19 protein-coding genes are annotated in these 17888 nt (G+C 53.0%); 5 read left to right on the top strand and 14 right to left on the bottom strand.

The genetic code is table 11. The annotated features are described in order from the left end of the window. Position 1: 1 nt before the first annotated feature. The 9 genes from flgK to CHL76_RS11515 all read right to left on the bottom strand — a co-directional run bounded on the left by flgK (position 2) and on the right by CHL76_RS11515 (position 8162). Positions 2-1603 (bottom strand): flagellar hook-associated protein FlgK, encoded by a 1602-nt coding sequence (gene flgK, locus CHL76_RS11475; RefSeq protein ID WP_079475415.1) that lies wholly within the window; start codon positions 1601-1603, stop codon positions 2-4. Positions 1604-1636: 33 nt separating this feature from the next. Then, complete coding sequence (locus tag CHL76_RS11480; RefSeq protein ID WP_079475414.1) at positions 1637-2122, bottom strand: flagellar protein FlgN; 486 nt, start codon at positions 2120-2122, stop codon at positions 1637-1639. 48 nt (positions 2123-2170) lie between these two features. Continuing rightward, positions 2171-2437, bottom strand: coding sequence for a flagellar biosynthesis anti-sigma factor FlgM (gene flgM, locus CHL76_RS11485; RefSeq protein ID WP_079475413.1), 267 nt, complete (start codon positions 2435-2437; stop codon positions 2171-2173). Between the two features lie 133 nt (positions 2438-2570). Further along, a complete protein-coding gene (locus CHL76_RS11490; protein ID WP_079475412.1) occupies positions 2571-2975 on the bottom strand; it encodes a TIGR03826 family flagellar region protein in 405 nt (134 codons plus the stop codon). A gap of 58 nt (positions 2976-3033) precedes the next feature. Beyond that, positions 3034-3750 carry a ComF family protein gene (locus CHL76_RS11495; RefSeq protein WP_079475411.1) on the bottom strand — a complete coding sequence of 239 codons (717 nt, stop codon included), beginning with the start codon at positions 3748-3750 and terminating at the stop codon, positions 3034-3036. Then, a complete protein-coding gene (locus tag CHL76_RS11500) occupies positions 3740-5197 on the bottom strand; it encodes an ATP-dependent helicase ComFA (RefSeq protein ID WP_079475410.1) in 1458 nt (485 codons plus the stop codon). Before CHL76_RS11500 ends, CHL76_RS11495 begins: the two co-directional genes overlap by 11 nt. Positions 5198-5259: 62 nt before the next feature. Next, positions 5260-6117, bottom strand: a complete 858-nt coding sequence (locus CHL76_RS11505) for a DegV family protein (RefSeq protein WP_233133382.1) — start codon at positions 6115-6117, stop codon at positions 5260-5262. A 135-nt stretch (positions 6118-6252) separates the two neighbouring features. Next, complete coding sequence (locus CHL76_RS11510; RefSeq protein ID WP_079475409.1) at positions 6253-6969, bottom strand: response regulator; 717 nt, start codon at positions 6967-6969, stop codon at positions 6253-6255. Positions 6970-7028: 59 nt separating this feature from the next. After that, positions 7029-8162, bottom strand: coding sequence for a sensor histidine kinase (locus CHL76_RS11515; RefSeq protein ID WP_079475408.1), 1134 nt, complete (start codon positions 8160-8162; stop codon positions 7029-7031). Positions 8163-8392: 230 nt separating this feature from the next. Here CHL76_RS11515 and CHL76_RS11520 point away from each other — a divergent pair, with 230 nt between their 5' ends. Both CHL76_RS11520 and CHL76_RS11525 read left to right on the top strand, forming a co-directional pair. Next, a complete protein-coding gene (locus CHL76_RS11520; RefSeq protein ID WP_094908617.1) occupies positions 8393-9031 on the top strand; it encodes a YigZ family protein in 639 nt (212 codons plus the stop codon). Positions 9032-9250: 219 nt separating this feature from the next. Continuing rightward, positions 9251-10294, top strand: coding sequence for an LCP family protein (locus CHL76_RS11525; protein WP_094908618.1), 1044 nt, complete (start codon positions 9251-9253; stop codon positions 10292-10294). Between the two features lie 66 nt (positions 10295-10360). Here CHL76_RS11525 and CHL76_RS11530 read toward each other — a convergent pair whose 3' ends face one another. The 3 genes from CHL76_RS11530 to CHL76_RS11540 all read right to left on the bottom strand — a co-directional run bounded on the left by CHL76_RS11530 (position 10361) and on the right by CHL76_RS11540 (position 13801). Further along, entirely contained in the window at positions 10361-11662 is a 1302-nt protein-coding gene (locus tag CHL76_RS11530) for a UDP-glucose dehydrogenase family protein (protein WP_094908619.1), read from the bottom strand. Between the two features lie 137 nt (positions 11663-11799). Further along, positions 11800-12678, bottom strand: a complete 879-nt coding sequence (rbsK, locus tag CHL76_RS11535; RefSeq protein WP_094908620.1) for a ribokinase — start codon at positions 12676-12678, stop codon at positions 11800-11802. A 7-nt stretch (positions 12679-12685) separates the two neighbouring features. After that, positions 12686-13801, bottom strand: a complete 1116-nt coding sequence (locus tag CHL76_RS11540) for a CAP domain-containing protein (protein WP_158219165.1) — start codon at positions 13799-13801, stop codon at positions 12686-12688. Positions 13802-14014: 213 nt separating this feature from the next. On the opposite strand from CHL76_RS11540, the gene CHL76_RS11545 reads away from it, so the two are divergent. After that, positions 14015-14950, top strand: a complete 936-nt coding sequence (locus CHL76_RS11545; protein WP_079475402.1) for an accessory Sec system S-layer assembly protein — start codon at positions 14015-14017, stop codon at positions 14948-14950. A gap of 83 nt (positions 14951-15033) precedes the next feature. On the opposite strand, the gene galU is transcribed toward CHL76_RS11545, so the two are convergent. Further along, on the bottom strand, positions 15034-15921 hold the full coding sequence (gene galU / locus CHL76_RS11550; protein WP_079475401.1) for a UTP--glucose-1-phosphate uridylyltransferase GalU: 888 nt from the start codon (positions 15919-15921) through the stop codon (positions 15034-15036). Positions 15922-16264: 343 nt separating this feature from the next. Here galU and CHL76_RS11555 point away from each other — a divergent pair, with 343 nt between their 5' ends. Together CHL76_RS11555 and CHL76_RS11560 are read left to right on the top strand one after the other, a co-directional pair. After that, positions 16265-16831 (top strand): transposase, encoded by a 567-nt coding sequence (locus CHL76_RS11555; RefSeq protein WP_079475400.1) that lies wholly within the window; start codon positions 16265-16267, stop codon positions 16829-16831. Positions 16832-16849: 18 nt separating this feature from the next. Beyond that, positions 16850-17236 carry a single-stranded DNA-binding protein gene (locus CHL76_RS11560; RefSeq protein ID WP_079475399.1) on the top strand — a complete coding sequence of 129 codons (387 nt, stop codon included), beginning with the start codon at positions 16850-16852 and terminating at the stop codon, positions 17234-17236. 84 nt (positions 17237-17320) lie between these two features. Here CHL76_RS11560 and CHL76_RS11565 read toward each other — a convergent pair whose 3' ends face one another. Continuing rightward, positions 17321-17836 carry a VanZ family protein gene (locus CHL76_RS11565; protein ID WP_158219166.1) on the bottom strand — a complete coding sequence of 172 codons (516 nt, stop codon included), beginning with the start codon at positions 17834-17836 and terminating at the stop codon, positions 17321-17323. Positions 17837-17888 lie beyond the last annotated feature (52 nt).

Here is a 17888-nt window from a genome sequence, read left to right on the forward strand (position 1 = left end):
TTTAACGGCCGACCAGACCCATGTTATTGATGATGCGGTCGAGCATTTCGTCAAACGTCGTTACGCTCCGGGACGCCGCGTTGTAGGCGTGCTGAAACTGAATCATGTTGGCCATTTCCTCATCCATGCTTACCCCGCTCACCGACATGCGGCGCTCGTCGGCGCTGGAGGTCAGGGACTGGGTAATATTTGTTTTCTGGTTTGCTTCGCTTGCATCGACCGCCATCTGGCCGATCACGCCCTGGTAGAACCGCTGCACGCTCGTCGAGTTTTCGGTTCCTTCCCCGAAGTTCAGGCTGGCATCCTTCACGTTAGCGAGGTTCAGCGCGTTGGAGCCGTTGCCGGCATAGCCGGTGCCGTTTTCTGATGCTGAAGCTGCGGCAATATTGTTTAAATCGGCTTTGATGTCCCCGCTTACGCGCAGCGCACTAGCAGCACCCTTGGAGGCAAGTACCGCCGGGTCAAAGCTGAAAAAGTCAATGCCGGCACCCTTTGTGCCCGCTTCGACATCGTTCATCGTCCACCCCTCCCGGTGGGTTGCATTGAGCGCGTTCGCAAAGGTCGTCACCATCGTGTCGATGTTACCTAGCATATCCGGGTACAGGCCTTCGACTTCTCCGGAAGCTTCGTTCATGTAGCCGTAGGCCTCATGCAGTCCCTGCATGCTGCCGCTCGACTCCATAAATACGTTGGCGCTGGCAGAAGGATTGGGGACGTTTGTGCCCGCTTTACCGTTCGCCCATTCAAAGCTCGCCGTTTCCACGTGCCCGTTTCGGCCGGCGGATTTTTCCACGCTCACTTCCTGGTACGCAAGGGCGTTGCCATCCACCAGCTTCTGAAGCCGCTCGCCGGTATTGCTCGTCATGAAAATATCGACCGTGCCTTCAGCGTTACTGTTCGCCTTTCCACCGCTCGGATTGCGCTTTACTTCCACCGTCGCCATAGACGACAGCTCGTCAATCAGCCGGTCGCGTTCATCGTACAGGTCGTTTGGCACCTTGCCGTGCGGCTCGACGCCCGCGATCTGTTCGTTTAAGCTGTTAATCTGGCTGAGCAGCGAGTTGAACTGGACGGTTTCGTTATCAATCTGGGCATCAAGGTCGGTTTTATTCGCCTGCAGAGAATTGGATATGTAGGAAAAGGTGTCAACCATTGCTTCCCCGCGCTGACGCACGACCGAACGCGCCCCGGAGTCTTCCGGATTCGCCGCCAGGTCCTGCAGCGATTTCCAGAATTCATCCATCGCATTGGCGACGCCCTCTTCGGTCGGCTCGTTCATCAGGTCCTCCATGCGGGAGAGGTTTTCACTTTTCGTTTCCCAGTAGCCGAGCTTGGCGTTTTCACTCCGGTACTGCACGTCGAGGTACTGGTCGCGGATACGAGCGACTGTGTTGGAGTCCACCCCGGTGCCCATCTGGCCTGGCGTGCTTGGCTGGTTCATGCCGGCTTTCGAAAAAGCATCACTCTGCTGCAGGTCGACCCGCTGCCGTGTGAACCCCGGCGTATTGGCATTGGCAATGTTATGTCCTGTCGTCTGCAGCGCGTGCTGCTGGGCAGTGAGCGCCCGTTTCGCTGTTTCAAGCCCCATGAATGTCGAAGTCATGCATTTTCCTCCTCGTTTCTGTGTACCTCCTGCTTAAGCCCGTGAATCAAAGACCGAGTATTCCCTCTTCGCCCGCTGCGGCATCTGCCCCTGACGGCCGTACTGTGCCGACTCCTGCGGCTGCATGGCACTGAGCATCACCTGCGTGTATTTCATCGCGTCCTCAAGCATCGCCCGGTTCAGCTCCTCCTGGTGCTGTAGAGCAGTCATCACCTGAATCAGCTCGTACTGCCCCTCCTCGAGCTGCACTCGCTCTGCTTCGGAGGCAAGCGGCTTTAACGCATCGATGGATACAGTGTCCTCCGCGCTGGCCCCTGCAAGTGCTGCAGCCTGCTGGTGGCGTTCCCGCTCGATCCGTGTAATACGCTGCACCTGCCGGCGTTCGTCGCGGACGTTCTGCTGCAGGGCTTCTGCACTGTTATTTTTCAGCATCTGCGTTTTCTGTTCGGATATGCCAAGCAGCACCCGGTGCTCTTCGATCAGTGCGCCAAGCTGTTCTACCACTATCTGTACGCTCATGCGGTCGCTCCTTTATGTATATGTATCAACAGGCCGGAAGACGGCCTGTTACTGATTGTTCCAGTAGTTCTGCATTTTCTTTGCGGTCTCTTCCGGCCGCACTTCGTACGTGCCGTTTTCAATCTGGGCTTTCAGCTGGTCGACTTTCTCCCTGCGGGCCGGGTCGATAGATTCCGACTGCTGCAGCTGTTTGGCTGCGGCTGAAATTTCGACGGAGTCTTTTTTCCCTGTCTGCTCACCCTGCGGCGGCTTCTGCTGCTGGGTGTTCTGATTACGGTATATGGCATTAGCGGAATGCGCGGAATGAATTTTCATCTGTTAAGTCCCTCCCATCCGGACGTTCTGCTCCGGCTGATTTGTTACTCTTTATATCGGCCAGGGCAGCGTCGCTTTCCTTGGTACTTAAGACTTAAATTTTAACATACATACATGCTTTTTGACTCATTCCTTATTCCCGCGCCCGGTACGTCGCCCGCGTATCTTTAATTTGTCTGGCTTCCCACTGCTTCTGCTTCGCTTCCTCCTCGAGCCCCGAAGAAATACGGCCGGAACAAGCGCGGCACAGCCGGAGCTCGCGAATCGGCTCCCCGCAGCCTTCGCACGGGTAGCTGAAGTTCGGCAGATGCGCAAGGTTCAGGCGCCCTTCGCGTATATAGCGGAAAATGTCCTCCTCGCTGACCCCGGTAGCTTCCGTGACCTCCAGAATGGTCGACTGGCGGTGTTTGCTTTTCCTCACGTGCGTATAAACCTTCTGAAACCGCTCCTCTTCCACCCGGTGGCATTCCGGACAGACGGCCCGGAGCGCATGCACAAACAAATTGCCGCATGACGGACAGTTTTTTAATTCGCCCATAGTTCGTTTCTCCTTTGATTCAGTGTTGCTTTTTATATCGGCACAGCCTGTCCGGAGTTTAAGCACGAATCAATGTAAGCGAAGCCGCGGACGCAGCACCCGCTGCCTCAAGCACTCCTGCTGCTTCGCGAACCGTCGCCCCGGTCGTATAAATGTCGTCAATAATCAGAACGTTTCGCCCGGAAACGATTTCCGGAAGGGAAACAGTAAAGCCGCGCACGGATTGCAGGCGTTCCCGTTTCGTCTGCTTGCTTTGCTTGCCGGCAGCCTCTGTAGCACGTTCGAGGGCGGAAACGTACGGAATGTTAAGGCCGGCGGCGAGCACTTCCGCCTGGTTAAACCGTCGCTCTAACGTCCGTTCCGGCGTCAGCGGAATAGGTACCGGCACGAAGCCGTGAAAGTGCTTCCGGTAGGCATGGCGGAGATCGTGATAAAACGCCGCCGCCATCACCGCATCGCCGCGGAATTTCCAGCGGGTCGTCCACGCCTGCATCCAACTATCGTAGTGAAACAGCGAGACATTTTTCACCCAGCGGCCGGCGCTGTTCTGCCGGCGCCACCGCAGACAGTCGGGGCACACTTCTGGGTGCCCTGGTGCCCAGCATTCCGGGCACGCCGCTCCGGTAATAGCAGGGAGCTGCTCTGTACAATTGTCGCACAGCAGGCTCTTCTTCCACGTAAACAGATTATTGTATGTCCACGACGTCTGCAGCTGCTCCCGGCAGGAAAGACAGCGGCCGCGCGCAAACGACAACAGAGCTCCGTCAGTGGTCATAGGGCGCCTCCTCCCGGTTCATCGTTTCGATATGGCGGATCGTCTGCTGCATCGCCTTGGTGCGCCCGTAGTGAAAGAAAATCACATCACCCTCCGGCCGCTCCGGGTTCCGCCCGGCTCTTCCGGCAATCTGTACGAGGGCGCTTTCGGTAAAGACAGCGTCATCCGCGCCAAGCACCGCAACATCCGCTTTCGGAATTGTGACGCCTCGCTCCAATATAGTAGTGGTCACGAGTATATCAAGGCTTCCGTTCCGGAATGCAGTAATCTTTTCCTCCCGCTCTTCGTCCCCGGCGTGCACGCCCTCACAGCGAAACCCTTCTGACCGGAGCGCTTCCACCGCCGGTTGAATGACCGCGACGGATGGAATGAACACAAACAGCGGATGGACCGCATTCCGCGACCGGCACCAGTGGAGCAGGGCGTTCGGCAGGCGCCTGCGGGAGAGCTGCAGGCTCCAGTTTCCGGCCCACCGGCACTTTGGCACTGGGAGCGGGTGGCCGTGAAACCGGCGCGGCACCCGCACATATGCAAGTGCCCCGCTTTTCATCCGGCGCTGTTCGTCTTGTCCGGGAGTAGCACTTAAATATACAACCGCGGCCTCCGGACGGCACGCTTCGCGCACGGCCTGCTGGAGGCCCGGGTCAAACACGTACGGAAACGCGTCCACCTCGTCAATCACCGCCACATCAAAAGCACTCTTAAACCGCCGTGCCTGATGTGCCGTTGCGAGCACCAGGCTCGCTCCCGGCAGCGCTTCGGGACTGCCGGCATACCAGGCCGCTGCAGGCACCCCGGGAAATACGCCGGCAAGACGCGGGTACAGCTCTCTTACTACATCTGTCCGCGGGGTAGCCCACAGCACACGTTCCCCGCGTGCGATCGCCTCAGCCACGGCCTGAAACATCATCTCGGTTTTACCCGCGCCGCACACGGCCCAGATGTATATCTCACGCTTTTGTCTGCCGGCTTCAGCGGCGGCGCTGGAGGCACGTGCCTGCCCGGGAGAGAGCCGGCCAGCCCATGCCAGCGGCTCGGCAGCTGCACGGAAAGCTTCCGGTCCGGTCCAGTAATAGAGCGGCGTGCAGGCTGACCCCCGGCCCATTTCCAGACACTCCCGGCAGTAGAAGCACCGCTCGCTTCCGCATGCGCATGTGTGGGCGCCGAACAAGCCGGGGTCCTGGTTGCTGCATCGCTGGCATCGCCAAAAAGAGTCCTGCTGCGTAATGGCAGGCACCTTTTGCAGCATTCCTGCCCGCACGTAGGTATCGATTATTTTTTGCTCATATGGCAGTTCCTGGGCGAGAAGCGCCCGGCCGCTGCAGTGGGCCTGCATTTGTTCGTAATCTGGCAAGGGGATATCGGGAAATTCAGAAACAGAGGAGAGGGAGTGAAAAGGAGATGCCGGTCGTTTGCTGCCGGTAAACAAAGAAGATAGTTTATTCATGGGAGGGTGGTTCCTTTCGTCGGAGGGTGTAAAAAGAGGAGACGGCCAGACGGCCGCCGGAATTACTTGGAGAGGATTTCGGGACGGTACCAGGTAAGCCCGATGGCGTTTTCGCCGAGGTGGGTGCCGATCACCGGTCCGAAATGGTCGAGAGAGACCCGGGACTCCGGCGAGGCTTCCTGCAGCTGGCGGCGGAATGCTTCCCCGGCCTCTTCAGCATTAGCATGAAGGACGCTTGCTTGGAGTGGTCCTTTGGCAGCCTCCTCCAAAAAAATCGACTGAATGCGGGCGAGTGCTTTTTTAGAGGTGCGCACTTTTTCATATGGCACAATCTGCTTATCAGTAAATTCGAGCACCGGCTTAATACGCAGCATGCTGCCGACGAGTGCCTGCGCCCCGCTCAGGCGTCCGCCCCGCTGCAGATGGCGCAGGTCTTCAACGATAAAGTACGCCCGCATCGTTTCTTTGATTTTATCGAGCTCGGCGATAATGGCCGCTATATCATGTCCTTCCGAGGCCATCCGGGCAGCGGTTAATACAAAATAGCCCTGCGCCCGGCAGCTGATTTCCGAATCATAGCAGTGCACGCGGACCGTATCCTTAATGTCATCAGCGACGGCGACAGCTGTCTGGTGCGTCCCGCTGATGCCGCTGCTTAAATGAATCGAAATAATTTCATCGGCCTCCCGGGCAATTTCCTGGTACAGGTCCTCCATCTTTCCCGGCGACGGCTGCGACGTGGTCGGCAGCGTTTCTGAATGTCTCATCGTCTGAAAATACGTGGCAACGTCCCAGTCAGTCTCCGGCATCGTTTCTTCATTCACCACCACATTGAGCGGAATTTCATGAATGTTCCACTGCTTGAGCTCTTCCCGGTCCAAGTATGATGTGCTGTCGGTAACTACGGCGATATTTGGCAAGCAGGCCCTCTCCTTTCGTGCTTTCTATAAATACGGGTTGTGTATGAGTTCGATTTCATTTTACGGACTTCCCGACGGAAGTCAATGCCAAAGCGCAAAAAAGCTGCCGATATGACACCGGCAGCTCTTGCTCGTTTAGCGGACTTTCACCCAGCCCTTTTTAATGGATTCCACAACTGCCTGGGTCCGGTCGTTCACGTTCATTTTCTGCAGAATGTTACTGACGTGGTTTTTCACCGTCTTCTCACTAATATAGAGTGATTCGCCGATCATCCGGTTGCTGTAGCCATCTGTCATCAGCTGAAGCACCTCGCACTCCCGGCGCGTCAGGATATGAAGCGGCTTGCGGTACTCCACCTCTTTGTAGCCGATTTCGGTGTCATCCACGCCGTGATCGTCGCCTTCATGAGCGAGCCGGCGGTATTCGTTAATCAGGTTCTGCGTCACCTTCGGATGAATGTACGCGCCGCCGGAGCCGACCACCTTCACAGCTTCGATCAGGGCATCAGCGTCCATTTCCTTCAGCAGATAGCCGGAAGCGCCTGTTTTCAGCACATGGGTCACGTATGATTCATCATCGTGAATGCTCAGGATAAGCACCTTCAGATCCGGGTGGCGCTCGATCAGCGTCTTGGTTGCCTCGACGCCGTTGACGCCTGGCATATTGATATCCATCAGCACAACGTCAGGATGATAATCTTCCACAAGCGCAAACGCTTCTTCTCCGTCGCTGCCTTCTGCGACAATTTCGAAGTTTTCTTCCATATCCAGAATGCGTTTGACGCCTTCACGGAAAAGCTGATGGTCATCAATCAACAACAGTTTGATTTTTTCATCGATACGTTCTTGCATACGTTCTCATCCTTTCTTCTCTTCACTTATCTTTAATTTATATACTGGTGCTTTAGCTTTTAATGAAGCGGGACAAACACCTTCACCCGCGTGCCCTGGCCTATGACGGAATCAATCGTCAGCTCCCCGCCCAGCGCGTTCACACGTTCTCGCATACCGAGCAGGCCAAACGACTTGTCCCGGGCTTTATCCACATCGAATCCTTTGCCATCGTCTTTAATCAAGATCGTAATGCTCGTCGGCCTTTGTTCGAGCTGCACCCGGAGCAGATCCGGCTCTGCGTGCTTATAAGCGTTCTGGGCTGCTTCCTGTACAATGCGGAACAGCCCGATCTCAAGGTTCGGGGCGACCCTTGCTTCTTTTCCCTTCGCCGTAAACTCTGTCGTCATGCCTGTATTATCCTCAAGGTGGCGCAGATATTTCTGCAGCGTCGGCACAAGGCCAAGGTCATCAATCGCCATCGGACGCAGGTCGTAAATGATCCTGCGGACCTCCCCAAGACTTGAACGGATCAGGACGCGGAGCTCCCGGAATTCCTGGATGGCTTCCTCCGCGCTTTTTTCACGGGAGATTTTCTCGACAAGCTCCGAGCGGAGCAAAACGTGTGCGAGCGTCTGCGCCGGGCCGTCATGAATTTCACGCGCTACCCGCTTGCGCTCATCCTCCTGCGCTTCGATAATCTGAAGGCCGAACTCGTGCTTTTCCCGGGCGTTTTCGACAAACTCCCCGACGTCCTGCAGGTCGCCAGCGAGAAAATTGTAAACAATGCCAACCTGGGATACAAGCGTTTCAGCCCGTTCAATGGTTTCATCCAGTTGAATCAGGCGGCGTTCGATATTGTCCCTGCGGTCACGGAGGCGTTTTTCCTCCTGGCGGACCACAGCCAGGTTTACCTGCGCCTCATTGGCTTTTTCATACACCTTCTGCACTTCTTCATCACTGAACTGGCGGAACCGTTTGCTTACCTCTGCTAACTGATTTCTTGCGACTCTCGCTTCAACCTCCAATTGATCGGAGCGTTCAATCGTATCAGAAATGTGTTCCTGTATCTCTTTTAATTCTTCCTGGAGTGCATGAAGTTCTTTTCTGGAGGTTTCGCTGATTTCAAAGATTTCTTCTTTACTTTTCTCTACTGTCTGGAGCATTTGCTCAATAATTTGATCTAAATCTGCTGGGTTTCGCAAGGCTACCATCACCCTCTATACTTGCCTGCGAATTTTCAATACCGCATAGAACGGTTCATGAATAGTTTAGCATATTCTTTTGGACCTATTCCGCTATGTAATGAAAAATCATAAATTTACATATTCAACTGGCATTTTGATTCATTTTCGCTCATTTCCTGGTATATACTAGCCAAAATGTTGCAACTGTTACAATCCTGTTATACGGTAATGACATTACCTAGGAGGAATGTTACCGTATGCTTACTTCATATCGTACCATTAAACAAAGCGGCCAGCATGAATTTACCATAAATAAATCACGTTTTATTACTCATATTACCCGTGCAGCAGACGAAGTAACCGCGCATTCGTTCATTGAAGGAATTAAAAAAGAGCATTGGAATGCCGCCCACAACTGTTCAGCGTATGTAATTGGCGAACAGGACCATATTCAAAAAGCAAATGATGACGGGGAGCCGAACGGCACCGCCGGCGTACCGATGCTTGAAGTATTGAAAAAACGGGAGCTGAAGGATACCGTGGTTGTGGTTACCCGCTATTTCGGCGGGATAAAGCTCGGCGCCGGCGGCCTGATCCGGGCATATGGTTCCTCGGTTTCTGAAGCGCTGAATCACGTGGGCATCGTACGGCGCACCCTGATGCAGGAGCTCGTAGTGACTGCCGATTACACCCTGCTCGGCAAATTGGAATACGAAGCCCGCAATTCTTCCTATATTCTTGACACCGTTGACTACGAGGAGCAGGTAAAGCTTCATCTTTACGCCCCTGTGGAAGAACAGGAAGCATGCCGGGAGTGGCTTATAAATATCAGCAGCGGCCAGGCCGGTATAGAAGCAGGAAGACAGGCCTTCGTGGAAACGGATGAATTGTCCTAGCACTTTTTTATTTCCCGGGTAATAAAACCCGCTCCCAGGAGCGGAACACCTTTCGCTTCGGTATATATTTTATTTACTATTGTCGCTGCCTCAGCTACAATAAAAGAATACAATCTTTTTTCGAATGCATAACTGCTTTTTCTCTAACAGCGCCTCTGCAGGCGCTCTTGCTAGTTCATATGCCCCGGCCATTATACAATTTAAAGGAGAAGTGCTGACATGCCAAGCTCAACATCCCAACGGAGAAACCTCCGTAAAAGAAGAAAGAAAGCCCTCGTCTGGAAAACGGCGGCTGTAGTTGCACTGCTTTTTCTTCTGCTTGCCGGAGGCGCCTCCGCCTACTTTCTCCAGCAGCTGAACAGCGTATCCGCAGACACAGAAGAAGAGCTACAACGCGGGGAAAAATCGAATCTGCGGGACCAGGCCGTTGATCCGGCGGAGGACAGCTTCTCGGTATTATTTCTCGGGGTGGATGACCGTGAAGAAGGATCGATGTCAGGCCGCTCCGATGCAATGGTTGTCGGTACCTTCAACAAGGATTCCAAGAAAGTAAAGCTCGTAAGCATTCCGAGAGACTCGCTTGTAAACATTGAAGGCCACGGTGAAGACAAAATTGCCCACGCCCACGCTTACGGCGGTACCGATTTAGCGGTTAAGACCGTTGAAGATACGCTGAACATCCCGGTTGACTATTACGTAAAATCAGACTTTGCGGCTTTCACCGACATTATTAACGATCTCAACGGCGTGGATGTGAATGTGCCATTTGATTTTACGGAGGAAGGCACGACGTTTGAAGAAGGACCGGCGACGCTGAACGGCGAAGAAGCGCTGAAATACGTGCGGATGCGAAAACAGGACCCACGCGGAGATCTTGGGCGCGGTGAACGTCAGCAGGAGGTGCTCGAAAGCCTGATCAGCAAGGCCGGCTCTATCGAATCCATCGATAATTATAATGACGTATTTGACAGCGTCAGCGAAAATGTCAGCACCAACCTGACGTTCGGCAACATGATCGCTTTGCAGCAGTACGCCGACTCATTAAACGAGATTGACTCCACCCAGCTGGAGGGCTCAGACACGACGATTAACGGGGTTTATTACTACCAGTTAAATTCGGAAGCAACGCTCGAAATATCCAACAACCTGCGTAACCAGCTCGATTTACCGGCATCCAGGGAGCCACTGGCCCTCCCCGGCACGCAGATGTACAATGAGGCACCCGCTGTAGAGGAAGAAACCTACGGGGAAACCGCGCCGTAAACACTTGCTTTTTCAGAGGTAAAAGAAGCCCGGAAGGAGTTCGATCTCCTTCCGGGCTTCTTTCTATTATTTCCGGCCGATGCCGTGATAAATAAATCCGGCTTCTTTAAATTCCTTTGCTTTAAATGCGTTTCTGCCATCAATCATTACCGGCTTTTTCATAATGCTTTTTAACTTTTCCGGGGTCACCTGCAGGCACTCTTCCCACTCCGTGACAAGCATGGCTGCATCTGCACCCTCGCATGCATCCAGGGCGTTTTCCGCATAGTAGACGTCTCCCTCGAGGAGCTGCCTGGCGTTGTCTTCAGCTACCGGGTCAAAGGCACGCACTTTCACGCCGTACTCCTGGAGCGAGCGGATGATTTTCAGGGACGGTGCCTCCCGCATGTCGTCGGTATTCGGCTTGAAGGCCAGGCCGAGAAGCGCCACCGTAATATTGCGGATGTCCTCATTAAAAATCACGTTCAGGTGGTCCACCATACGAAGGCTCTGCTTTTCATTCACGTCGTTTACCGCCTGCAGCAGCTGTGGGTAGTAACCTTTAACCTCCGCCAGGTGCTTGATCGCTTTAACATCCTTCGGGAAGCAGGAGCCCCCGTAGCCGATCCCTGCATTCAAGAACTTCGGCCCAATCCGGTTGTCCATCCCCATCCCGCGGGTAACCGCGTTAATATCTGCCCCGTAGTAATCGCAGATGTTAGCCACTTCGTTCACAAAGGAAATTTTCGTCGCAAGAAAGGCGTTGGAGGAGTATTTAATCATCTCGGAGCTGCGCGGATCCGTGACAACAATATTGTCTGTAAGCGGCTGATGCAGCTCTGTTAGAATCTCCGCTGCCTTATCCGAGTTCGTACCGATAATGACACGGTCGGGATTGAACGTATCCTTCACAGCCGAACCTTCCCGGAGGAATTCCGGCACGGAGCACACTTCGATCTTAGCATCCGGATTTTTGTCGGCAATCAGCGAGCGCACACGGTCCGCCGTCCCCACCGGCACCGTTGATTTGTTCACGACCACGCGGAACTTGTCATCATTTACCGCTTCGCCAATTTCATCCGCCACTCCGTACACGTAGGACATGTTGGCAGCCCCTGTTTCCGATTCCGGTGTACCCACCGCAATGATTACAATGTCCGAAGCCCGGACGGCGGGCTGCAGTTCTGTCGTAAACTGCAGCCGCCCGGCAGCGCGGTTTGCGTCCACTAATTCCTTTAACCCTGGTTCATAAATCGGGATTTCCCCATTGTTCAGCCGGTCTACTTTCTCCGGGATCTTATCCACACAGATCACGTCATTGCCAAGCTCTGCAAAGCTTGTTCCTGATACAAGGCCGACATAGCCGGTGCCTACTACTGTTAGCTTCATACGTTTTCCCAACCTTTAGTTTATGTATTTTCGTACTTTAATTATACGCGTGAATAACCGCTTACGCTTAAGCGGGATTGTCAAATGTTATTGTATCACATTTTGCCAGTTATTCTACATCCACTTCTTTATACGTGTTAAAGGTCCCGGTCTTCAACCTGTAAGCGTTCCGGCATGCCGGTCTGGGCTCCTTCCTTCTCGACGGAAAGGGCCGAGGCGGCATTAGCAAACCGGCAGGCATCCTCAAGGGTCATGCCTTCTGCTACGGCTGTCGCAAACGCTCCGTTAAACGTATCACCTGCTCCTGTAGTATCCCGCACGTCTGCCGCACGCACAGGGATTACAGCTTCACTGCCGTCTTTGCGCGTGATCAGCGCTCCAGCCGCTCCCTTTGTCACCACAATATTCTCCCGGCGTTCAACAATGGCCGGATACGCCTCTTGCAGTTGGACAAATTCCTGCTCGTTCGGCGTCAGGTAGGCGGCTTTGTTCCAGCATTCAGGGGGAAGCGGCTGCATCGGCGCCGGATTCAGAATAACCGGTGTTTGCTCCTCTTCTGCGGTGTACAGCAATTTTTCCACAGCCGGCGCCGGGATTTCGAGCTGCACAAGAATAACATCCGCCTCTCTCAGGAGCGTCCGGCTTGCTTCAATATCTTCCGGGCGGACAGTGGCGTTTGCTCCAGGCGTGACGATGATGCGGTTATCCCCTTCCGATACAAGGATGGTCGCAATACCGCTTGCCATGCCATGTCGCGTACGGACATGCTCTGTACTAATGCCCTCTGCTTCCAGATGTCCGAGCTGCTCTTTTCCAAAAGCATCGCCTCCAATCGCTCCGACCATTGACACCCGGGCCCCGAGTCGGGCAGCGGCGACCGCCTGGTTAGCCCCTTTCCCTCCAAAAAACGTGTGAAAATCCTCCCCGAGGATCGTTTCTCCCCGGGAAGGCATCCGTTCCGCTATTGTAACAAGATCCATATTAATACTTCCTACCACTACGATATTTGCCGGCATTCATCGATCACTCCCTGCTTGGACTAACAAAATTCTGAGTGTAAAACGGCCGGTTTTCTTCGTCAAATGCTACGCCAACTCCCAGCCCGTCATAATTACCGAGCATCGCTTCCCGGTGCCCTTCATATGAATTCATCCATCCAGCTGCAGCATACAGCGGGGACCGCTGGCCAGAAGCAATATTTTCAGCCGCCTGCATGTAGCCGATACCATCTCTTTCCAGGCGGTCAAACGGATTCTGCCCTTCCGGATTTACGTGATCGAAAAACTGGTTTTCGGCCATATTCTCGCTGTGTGCCCTTGCCACCGCCGCCACCGAATCATTGTAGGCGAGCGTATCCCGGCCGAGCTGGACGCGCTGGGCGTTGGTTAAGTGCCACACCAGCTGTTCATACGACTCCCGCACTTCTTCGGATTCTCCGGCATAGAACGAAGAATTCCTTTCCACCTCTTTATCTACTAACAGCAGGGCATTTACCCTGTTCTCTTCATGAATGTCGTAGAAAAAGGTGGCATACCCATCTTCCACTTCGTAGACTCCCTGCTGCTGTTCATTCGTTTCTGTCCGGATATTACCTCTGGCCACCGTTTCTATGGATTCTCCGTACGTCTCCCGGATAGTGTCGCGTCCGGTTCCCCAACCGTTTCCTTCAGCGTCCTGCCACGTCTGCTGGTTGGAATAAAGCGCCACTACGCGCCCGTCCTGCACGCCGTACTGGGCGTACTGCTCATATTTATCCTTATAATAGATATGCCAGTCGAACGAATAATTGCCTGCCTGCACATCCTTCGCTTCTCCACGTGCAGCTTCCATTTCTTCAACGCTGTCCCCAAGGCTTACGCCTGCCATTTCCCAGTCCCCTGTTCCTTTTGGCACTTCTGTTTCTACCGTGCCGGCCCCCGGAGCGCTTCCGCTGTTTTCATCTGCCTGCAGATTTTCGCCAAGCAGATTGGATAAAAACAGCGCCATTCTCTCGCCCTGCGTGGCCGTTTCTTCGTAGGTCGTGCCACCCGCTTCTTCGAGACGCTCTTTGACGCCGCTCCACGGAGAATCCGCCGGGCTGTAAACTACGAGTGCTGCCAATAGAGCCATCAACACCGCCGCACCAACCAGACCCTTCATGTGCATATCTCCTCTATTTGTTCATTTATTGTTTGTATCGCTTGTATATCAATTGTACAGGAAAACGAGTCGTGGGAATAATAACTTGCACCTGGAGATTTCCCTTAAAAGTCATTCGGCAGAATGATATACTAAAAAGACGCACAGAATATATTCAACGCTGGTACATTTATAAAAAAGCTCCATGACTACGATTATAAAAGGGTGAAAAAAATGGCTTTATTCGGTAGAAAAAAGCAATCGTCCCAGGGAGATGCTGCCAAACCAGAAAACCTGGCAGAACAACCCCAGGAGGATGAGGAAACCATAGAAGAAGCACACGATGACAGCGGACGCACTGTCGAAACCACGCTCAGCCTTCATCCTGAAGCCGAAATCCCGGAGGAAGATGAATACTACCTGCGCTTTTTAAACGGCGAAGCACCCCGGCTGAAGCCCGGCCAGGTAGCGCTTTCCGGCATCAGCGCCCAGCGGGATGAACACGGCCAGATGCTTGTCACCGCTTTTATCCGTAACGGGGCGGAAAAAGCCATCCGGCTGAAGGAGTCCACCGTATTAATCATGAGCAATGACAACCAGGTGATTGCGAAAAAGAAAGTCGATTTAAGAGGCGTCGGCGATATTCCGCCGCGAAGCGCACGGCCGTGGAACTTTTATTTCGCACCTAAAGAGCAGCTTCAGCAGGAATTTCCAAAAGACGGATGGAAAATTGGCTTTCACGTTGAAAAACCAAAGCGCGAACACCACCTTGACCTTGCCGACAGCTGGAAAAGTGCGCTCAGCGAGCAGCAGGTGGATAAGCTGAAGGACATGATCCGTGACATGAAGCCGCCGCGTCCTGGTGAAGTTAACTTTATGGGCATGCGTGCCGTACAGTCCGAAAACGGTGACCTCCATGTGACGCTCCTCATCCGCAATGGGGGCAACAACGAGCTCAAGCTCGACAATGTGCCGCTGCAGGTCGAGGATGCACACGGGGATGTTATTGCCCGGGGCGGATTCAAGCTCGAGGATTTCGCCGTGCAGCCTTTTTCAAGCCGGCCCTGGACGTTTGTCTTCCCGCATCGTCTGCTGAAAAAGGATGAGATCGACCTTTCCAAGTGGAGAGCGTATCCAATTAAAAAGAAACAGGAGGAGGATAAAGCATAACGAAAGAGCCTGGCGCGGGCTCTTTTTTTATGCAAAAAAGCCGCCTGGGGGTGCTCCCCCGGCGGCGCTTGCGGTTGAAATGTTTACTTTTTGTCCGTTTCTTTTTGCAGAATACTGTTCTGCAGATAATCTTCAAGCGGCTCACGCAGATCTTCCCGATTTAGGGCAAAATCGATCGTTGCTTTAACAAAGCCGAATTTGTCGCCAACATCATAGCGTACCCCGTTAAATTCATACGCCAGCACATCCTGGCTTTCGTTCAGCTTCGTAATGGCATCTGTCAGCTGAATTTCATTGCCCGATCCCGGCGGCAGCGTTTCGAGAATGTCGAAAATTTCAGGCGTTAAAACGTAGCGTCCCATTACTGCGTAATTGGAAGGCGCATCCGCAAGGTCCGGCTTTTCCTTTAAGCCCTGTACTTTGTGTACGCCAGATTCTTCTTCACTTTTCGGATCAATGATGCCGTATTTGGAGACGTCCTGGTCGGGAACCTGCTGCACACCGACGACTGAACTCTGGTACTTATCAAAAACGTCGGTGAGCTGCTTCATGCACGGCTCATCCGAATGGACAATATCGTCTCCAAGCAGAACGGCAAACGGCTCATCTCCAATAAAGCGGTGAGCGCACCAGATGGCGTGGCCGAGGCCTTTCGGCTCTTTTTGGCGGATATAGTGGATGTTTGCCATGTTGGAAATCTGCTGGACCTCTTCGAGCTGCTTCGTTTTGTTTTTCTTTTCAAGCGTCTGCTCCAGCTCATACGAAACGTCAAAATGGTCCTCAATCGCACGTTTGCCGCGTCCGCTCACAATAATAATGTCTTCAATGCCGGCAGCAATCGCTTCTTCTACTATGTATTGAATAGTGGGTTTATCCACGATAGGAAGCATTTCCTTCGGCTGTGCCTTTGTCGCTGGCAGAAAACGTGTTCCAAGCCCCGCGGCCGGAATAATAGCTTTACGTACTTTCATCTTTTTTCCTCCTTGATAACTGTGCTGCGCGCTCTGCACGCAGGTTAAATACAAGACAAATCAAGCTGTATTCAACATACCATAATGAATAGGAAATACAAATACATGAAATAAAATCATCCTGCTTAAATTTTCCAAAAGCTGTACCAGGGCTCCCAAAGTATTGTCACATTCTGCTTCTTCCTTTTGTTGGAATATATGGTATAGTATTTATATTCTAACATGAAAGGAGGCGCGACCGCGTTTTTTTCTGCTCCCAGGCCCAGTCTGCGGCCTTATTTTCACCAACCCCCTCCTCTTGGTGAAATCCCCCTGCAAATCGTTACCGAAAGAGGTGATACCCATGCCCCGGGAAGAACGCCTTTGGTTTCCAGGCACTGTCTACTATATTACTGCAGCTGGGGCTTCCAACCGCACGTTATTTCCCAACGAAAAAGATTATAAACAATACGTATACTTATTGGCTAAAGTAATTAATACCACCAAGCTCGACCTGCACGCCTATTGCCTGCTTCCAGGCAGTATTCATCTGTTGGCCGAATCCACCTACGTTTCTATCTCCACTATTATGCGGGAGCTGCATGCTTCCTACGCCATGCACTACCGGCGCCATTATGAAACCAGCGGCCCGGTCTTCCAGGCCCGTTATCATTCTGAACTTCTTCCGGACGAAACATCCTTTTTTGAGCACAGCCGCCGGATACATCTGCTTCCCACTGAAAGGCTGGACCATTCATACTCGGGAACGTACCGGTGGTGCAGTGCCCGGGACTATCTCGCACCGCAGCCCGAGTACGCCCCGAAACACCCCTTTTTATCCCTTGAACGTACCCTTGCATTTTTCCCCTCCCCCAGGCATGAATACTTTCATCGTTTTTTACACCACACGTCTGCATTCCAGGCCTACTAACAATTCAGGAGTGATTACATGTTTAACCAAGTGACGCTTGTCGGCAGATTCACCCGGGATCCCGAATTAACCTATACGAAAGACGGCACCCCGGTATGCAACTTCACCCTCGCTGTCCAGCGGTCCTTTCGCAACCAGGACGGGGAATATGATGCTGATTTCGTACCTGTTACCGTATGGAGACGGCAGGCGGAAACGACGTGCGAATACTGTCACAAAGGAGCTATGGTCGGTGTAAAAGGAAGAATTAATACCCGGCTCTACGATAACAAAGACAACAAGCGTGTTCAGGTGGTCGAAGTAAACGCCGAAGACGTCCGGTTTTTAAAGCTGCAATACAACTCTCCCGAAGAACCGCCGGAAAGCATTGGTTTAAATACTGAGCCCTTCCCTGCCGGCATCTAATAATTTTTCTCCCTTCCATTAAACCCCCGCTCTATCCTCCCCGTTTGAAAACAAAGTCCCCCGCACTCCTCTGCAGGGGACTTTTTACATATATTTCGAGCCATATCTCCACAGCCAGCCTAAAACTACAATGACCGCTGCGGCGGTTACTCCGGTCATATCGAGGACTACGTCCTGCCACATGCCGTGCCTGTCCGGACTGAAGTGCTGCCGGAATTCGTCAACCAGGGCAAATAGAAACACAAAACTATAGGCCCCTGCAAGCTTTCCCCAAAATGAAAAACTATACGGGTACACTGCAAACAGTGCCGCCATAAATATAACGGTGAACATAAACACATGACTTGCCTTGCGGATAAAAAATTCCACATACCCTTCGACGCCGGAAGCAGCTACGCTCACCGGGTCCCCGCCATAAGTAAAGGAAGGCACGGAAACATACGGCTGCAGCCATTCAAACGGCACATGCTCGAGCCACGGCCGGATATCCTGCTGCTGATAAGGCATCGAAGTTGAAATAAGAATGGTCAGTACAGCACCTGCAAGCGGCAGCACAAACAGCCAATTGGGTGCGGACAGTTTTTCTGCTCGTATCTCCAAGGTGCTTACCTTCTTTCTTTTTATTTTCAGTATAAAAAACTTGTGGGCGTTT

The organism is Marinococcus halophilus, assembly GCF_002265875.1.
In the GTDB taxonomy this organism is placed as follows: Bacteria; Bacillota; Bacilli; order Bacillales; family Marinococcaceae; genus Marinococcus; species Marinococcus halophilus.

Excerpts from the sequence above, each read along its gene's own strand:
- CHL76_RS11525 (WP_094908618.1), top strand. The coding sequence starts at position 9,251 with ATGCCAAGCTCAACATCCCAACGGAGAAACCTCCGTAAAAGAAGAAAG.
- CHL76_RS11545 (WP_079475402.1), top strand. The coding sequence starts at position 14,015 with ATGGCTTTATTCGGTAGAAAAAAGCAATCGTCCCAGGGAGATGCTGCC.
- CHL76_RS11515 (WP_079475408.1), bottom strand. The coding sequence starts at position 8,162 with ATGGTAGCCTTGCGAAACCCAGCAGATTTAGATCAAATTATTGAGCAA.
- galU (WP_079475401.1), bottom strand. The coding sequence starts at position 15,921 with ATGAAAGTACGTAAAGCTATTATTCCGGCCGCGGGGCTTGGAACACGT.
- CHL76_RS11490 (WP_079475412.1), bottom strand. The coding sequence starts at position 2,975 with ATGGGCGAATTAAAAAACTGTCCGTCATGCGGCAATTTGTTTGTGCAT.
- flgM (WP_079475413.1), bottom strand. The coding sequence starts at position 2,437 with ATGAAAATTCATTCCGCGCATTCCGCTAATGCCATATACCGTAATCAG.
- flgK (WP_079475415.1), bottom strand. The coding sequence starts at position 1,603 with ATGACTTCGACATTCATGGGGCTTGAAACAGCGAAACGGGCGCTCACT.
- CHL76_RS11480 (WP_079475414.1), bottom strand. The coding sequence starts at position 2,122 with ATGAGCGTACAGATAGTGGTAGAACAGCTTGGCGCACTGATCGAAGAG.
- CHL76_RS11555 (WP_079475400.1), top strand. The coding sequence starts at position 16,265 with ATGCCCCGGGAAGAACGCCTTTGGTTTCCAGGCACTGTCTACTATATT.
- rbsK (WP_094908620.1), bottom strand. The coding sequence starts at position 12,678 with ATGCCGGCAAATATCGTAGTGGTAGGAAGTATTAATATGGATCTTGTT.
- CHL76_RS11540 (WP_158219165.1), bottom strand. The coding sequence starts at position 13,801 with ATGAAGGGTCTGGTTGGTGCGGCGGTGTTGATGGCTCTATTGGCAGCA.
- CHL76_RS11500 (WP_079475410.1), bottom strand. The coding sequence starts at position 5,197 with ATGAATAAACTATCTTCTTTGTTTACCGGCAGCAAACGACCGGCATCT.
- CHL76_RS11510 (WP_079475409.1), bottom strand. The coding sequence starts at position 6,969 with ATGCAAGAACGTATCGATGAAAAAATCAAACTGTTGTTGATTGATGAC.
- CHL76_RS11530 (WP_094908619.1), bottom strand. The coding sequence starts at position 11,662 with ATGAAGCTAACAGTAGTAGGCACCGGCTATGTCGGCCTTGTATCAGGA.
- CHL76_RS11560 (WP_079475399.1), top strand. The coding sequence starts at position 16,850 with ATGTTTAACCAAGTGACGCTTGTCGGCAGATTCACCCGGGATCCCGAA.
- CHL76_RS11495 (WP_079475411.1), bottom strand. The coding sequence starts at position 3,750 with ATGACCACTGACGGAGCTCTGTTGTCGTTTGCGCGCGGCCGCTGTCTT.
- CHL76_RS11520 (WP_094908617.1), top strand. The coding sequence starts at position 8,393 with ATGCTTACTTCATATCGTACCATTAAACAAAGCGGCCAGCATGAATTT.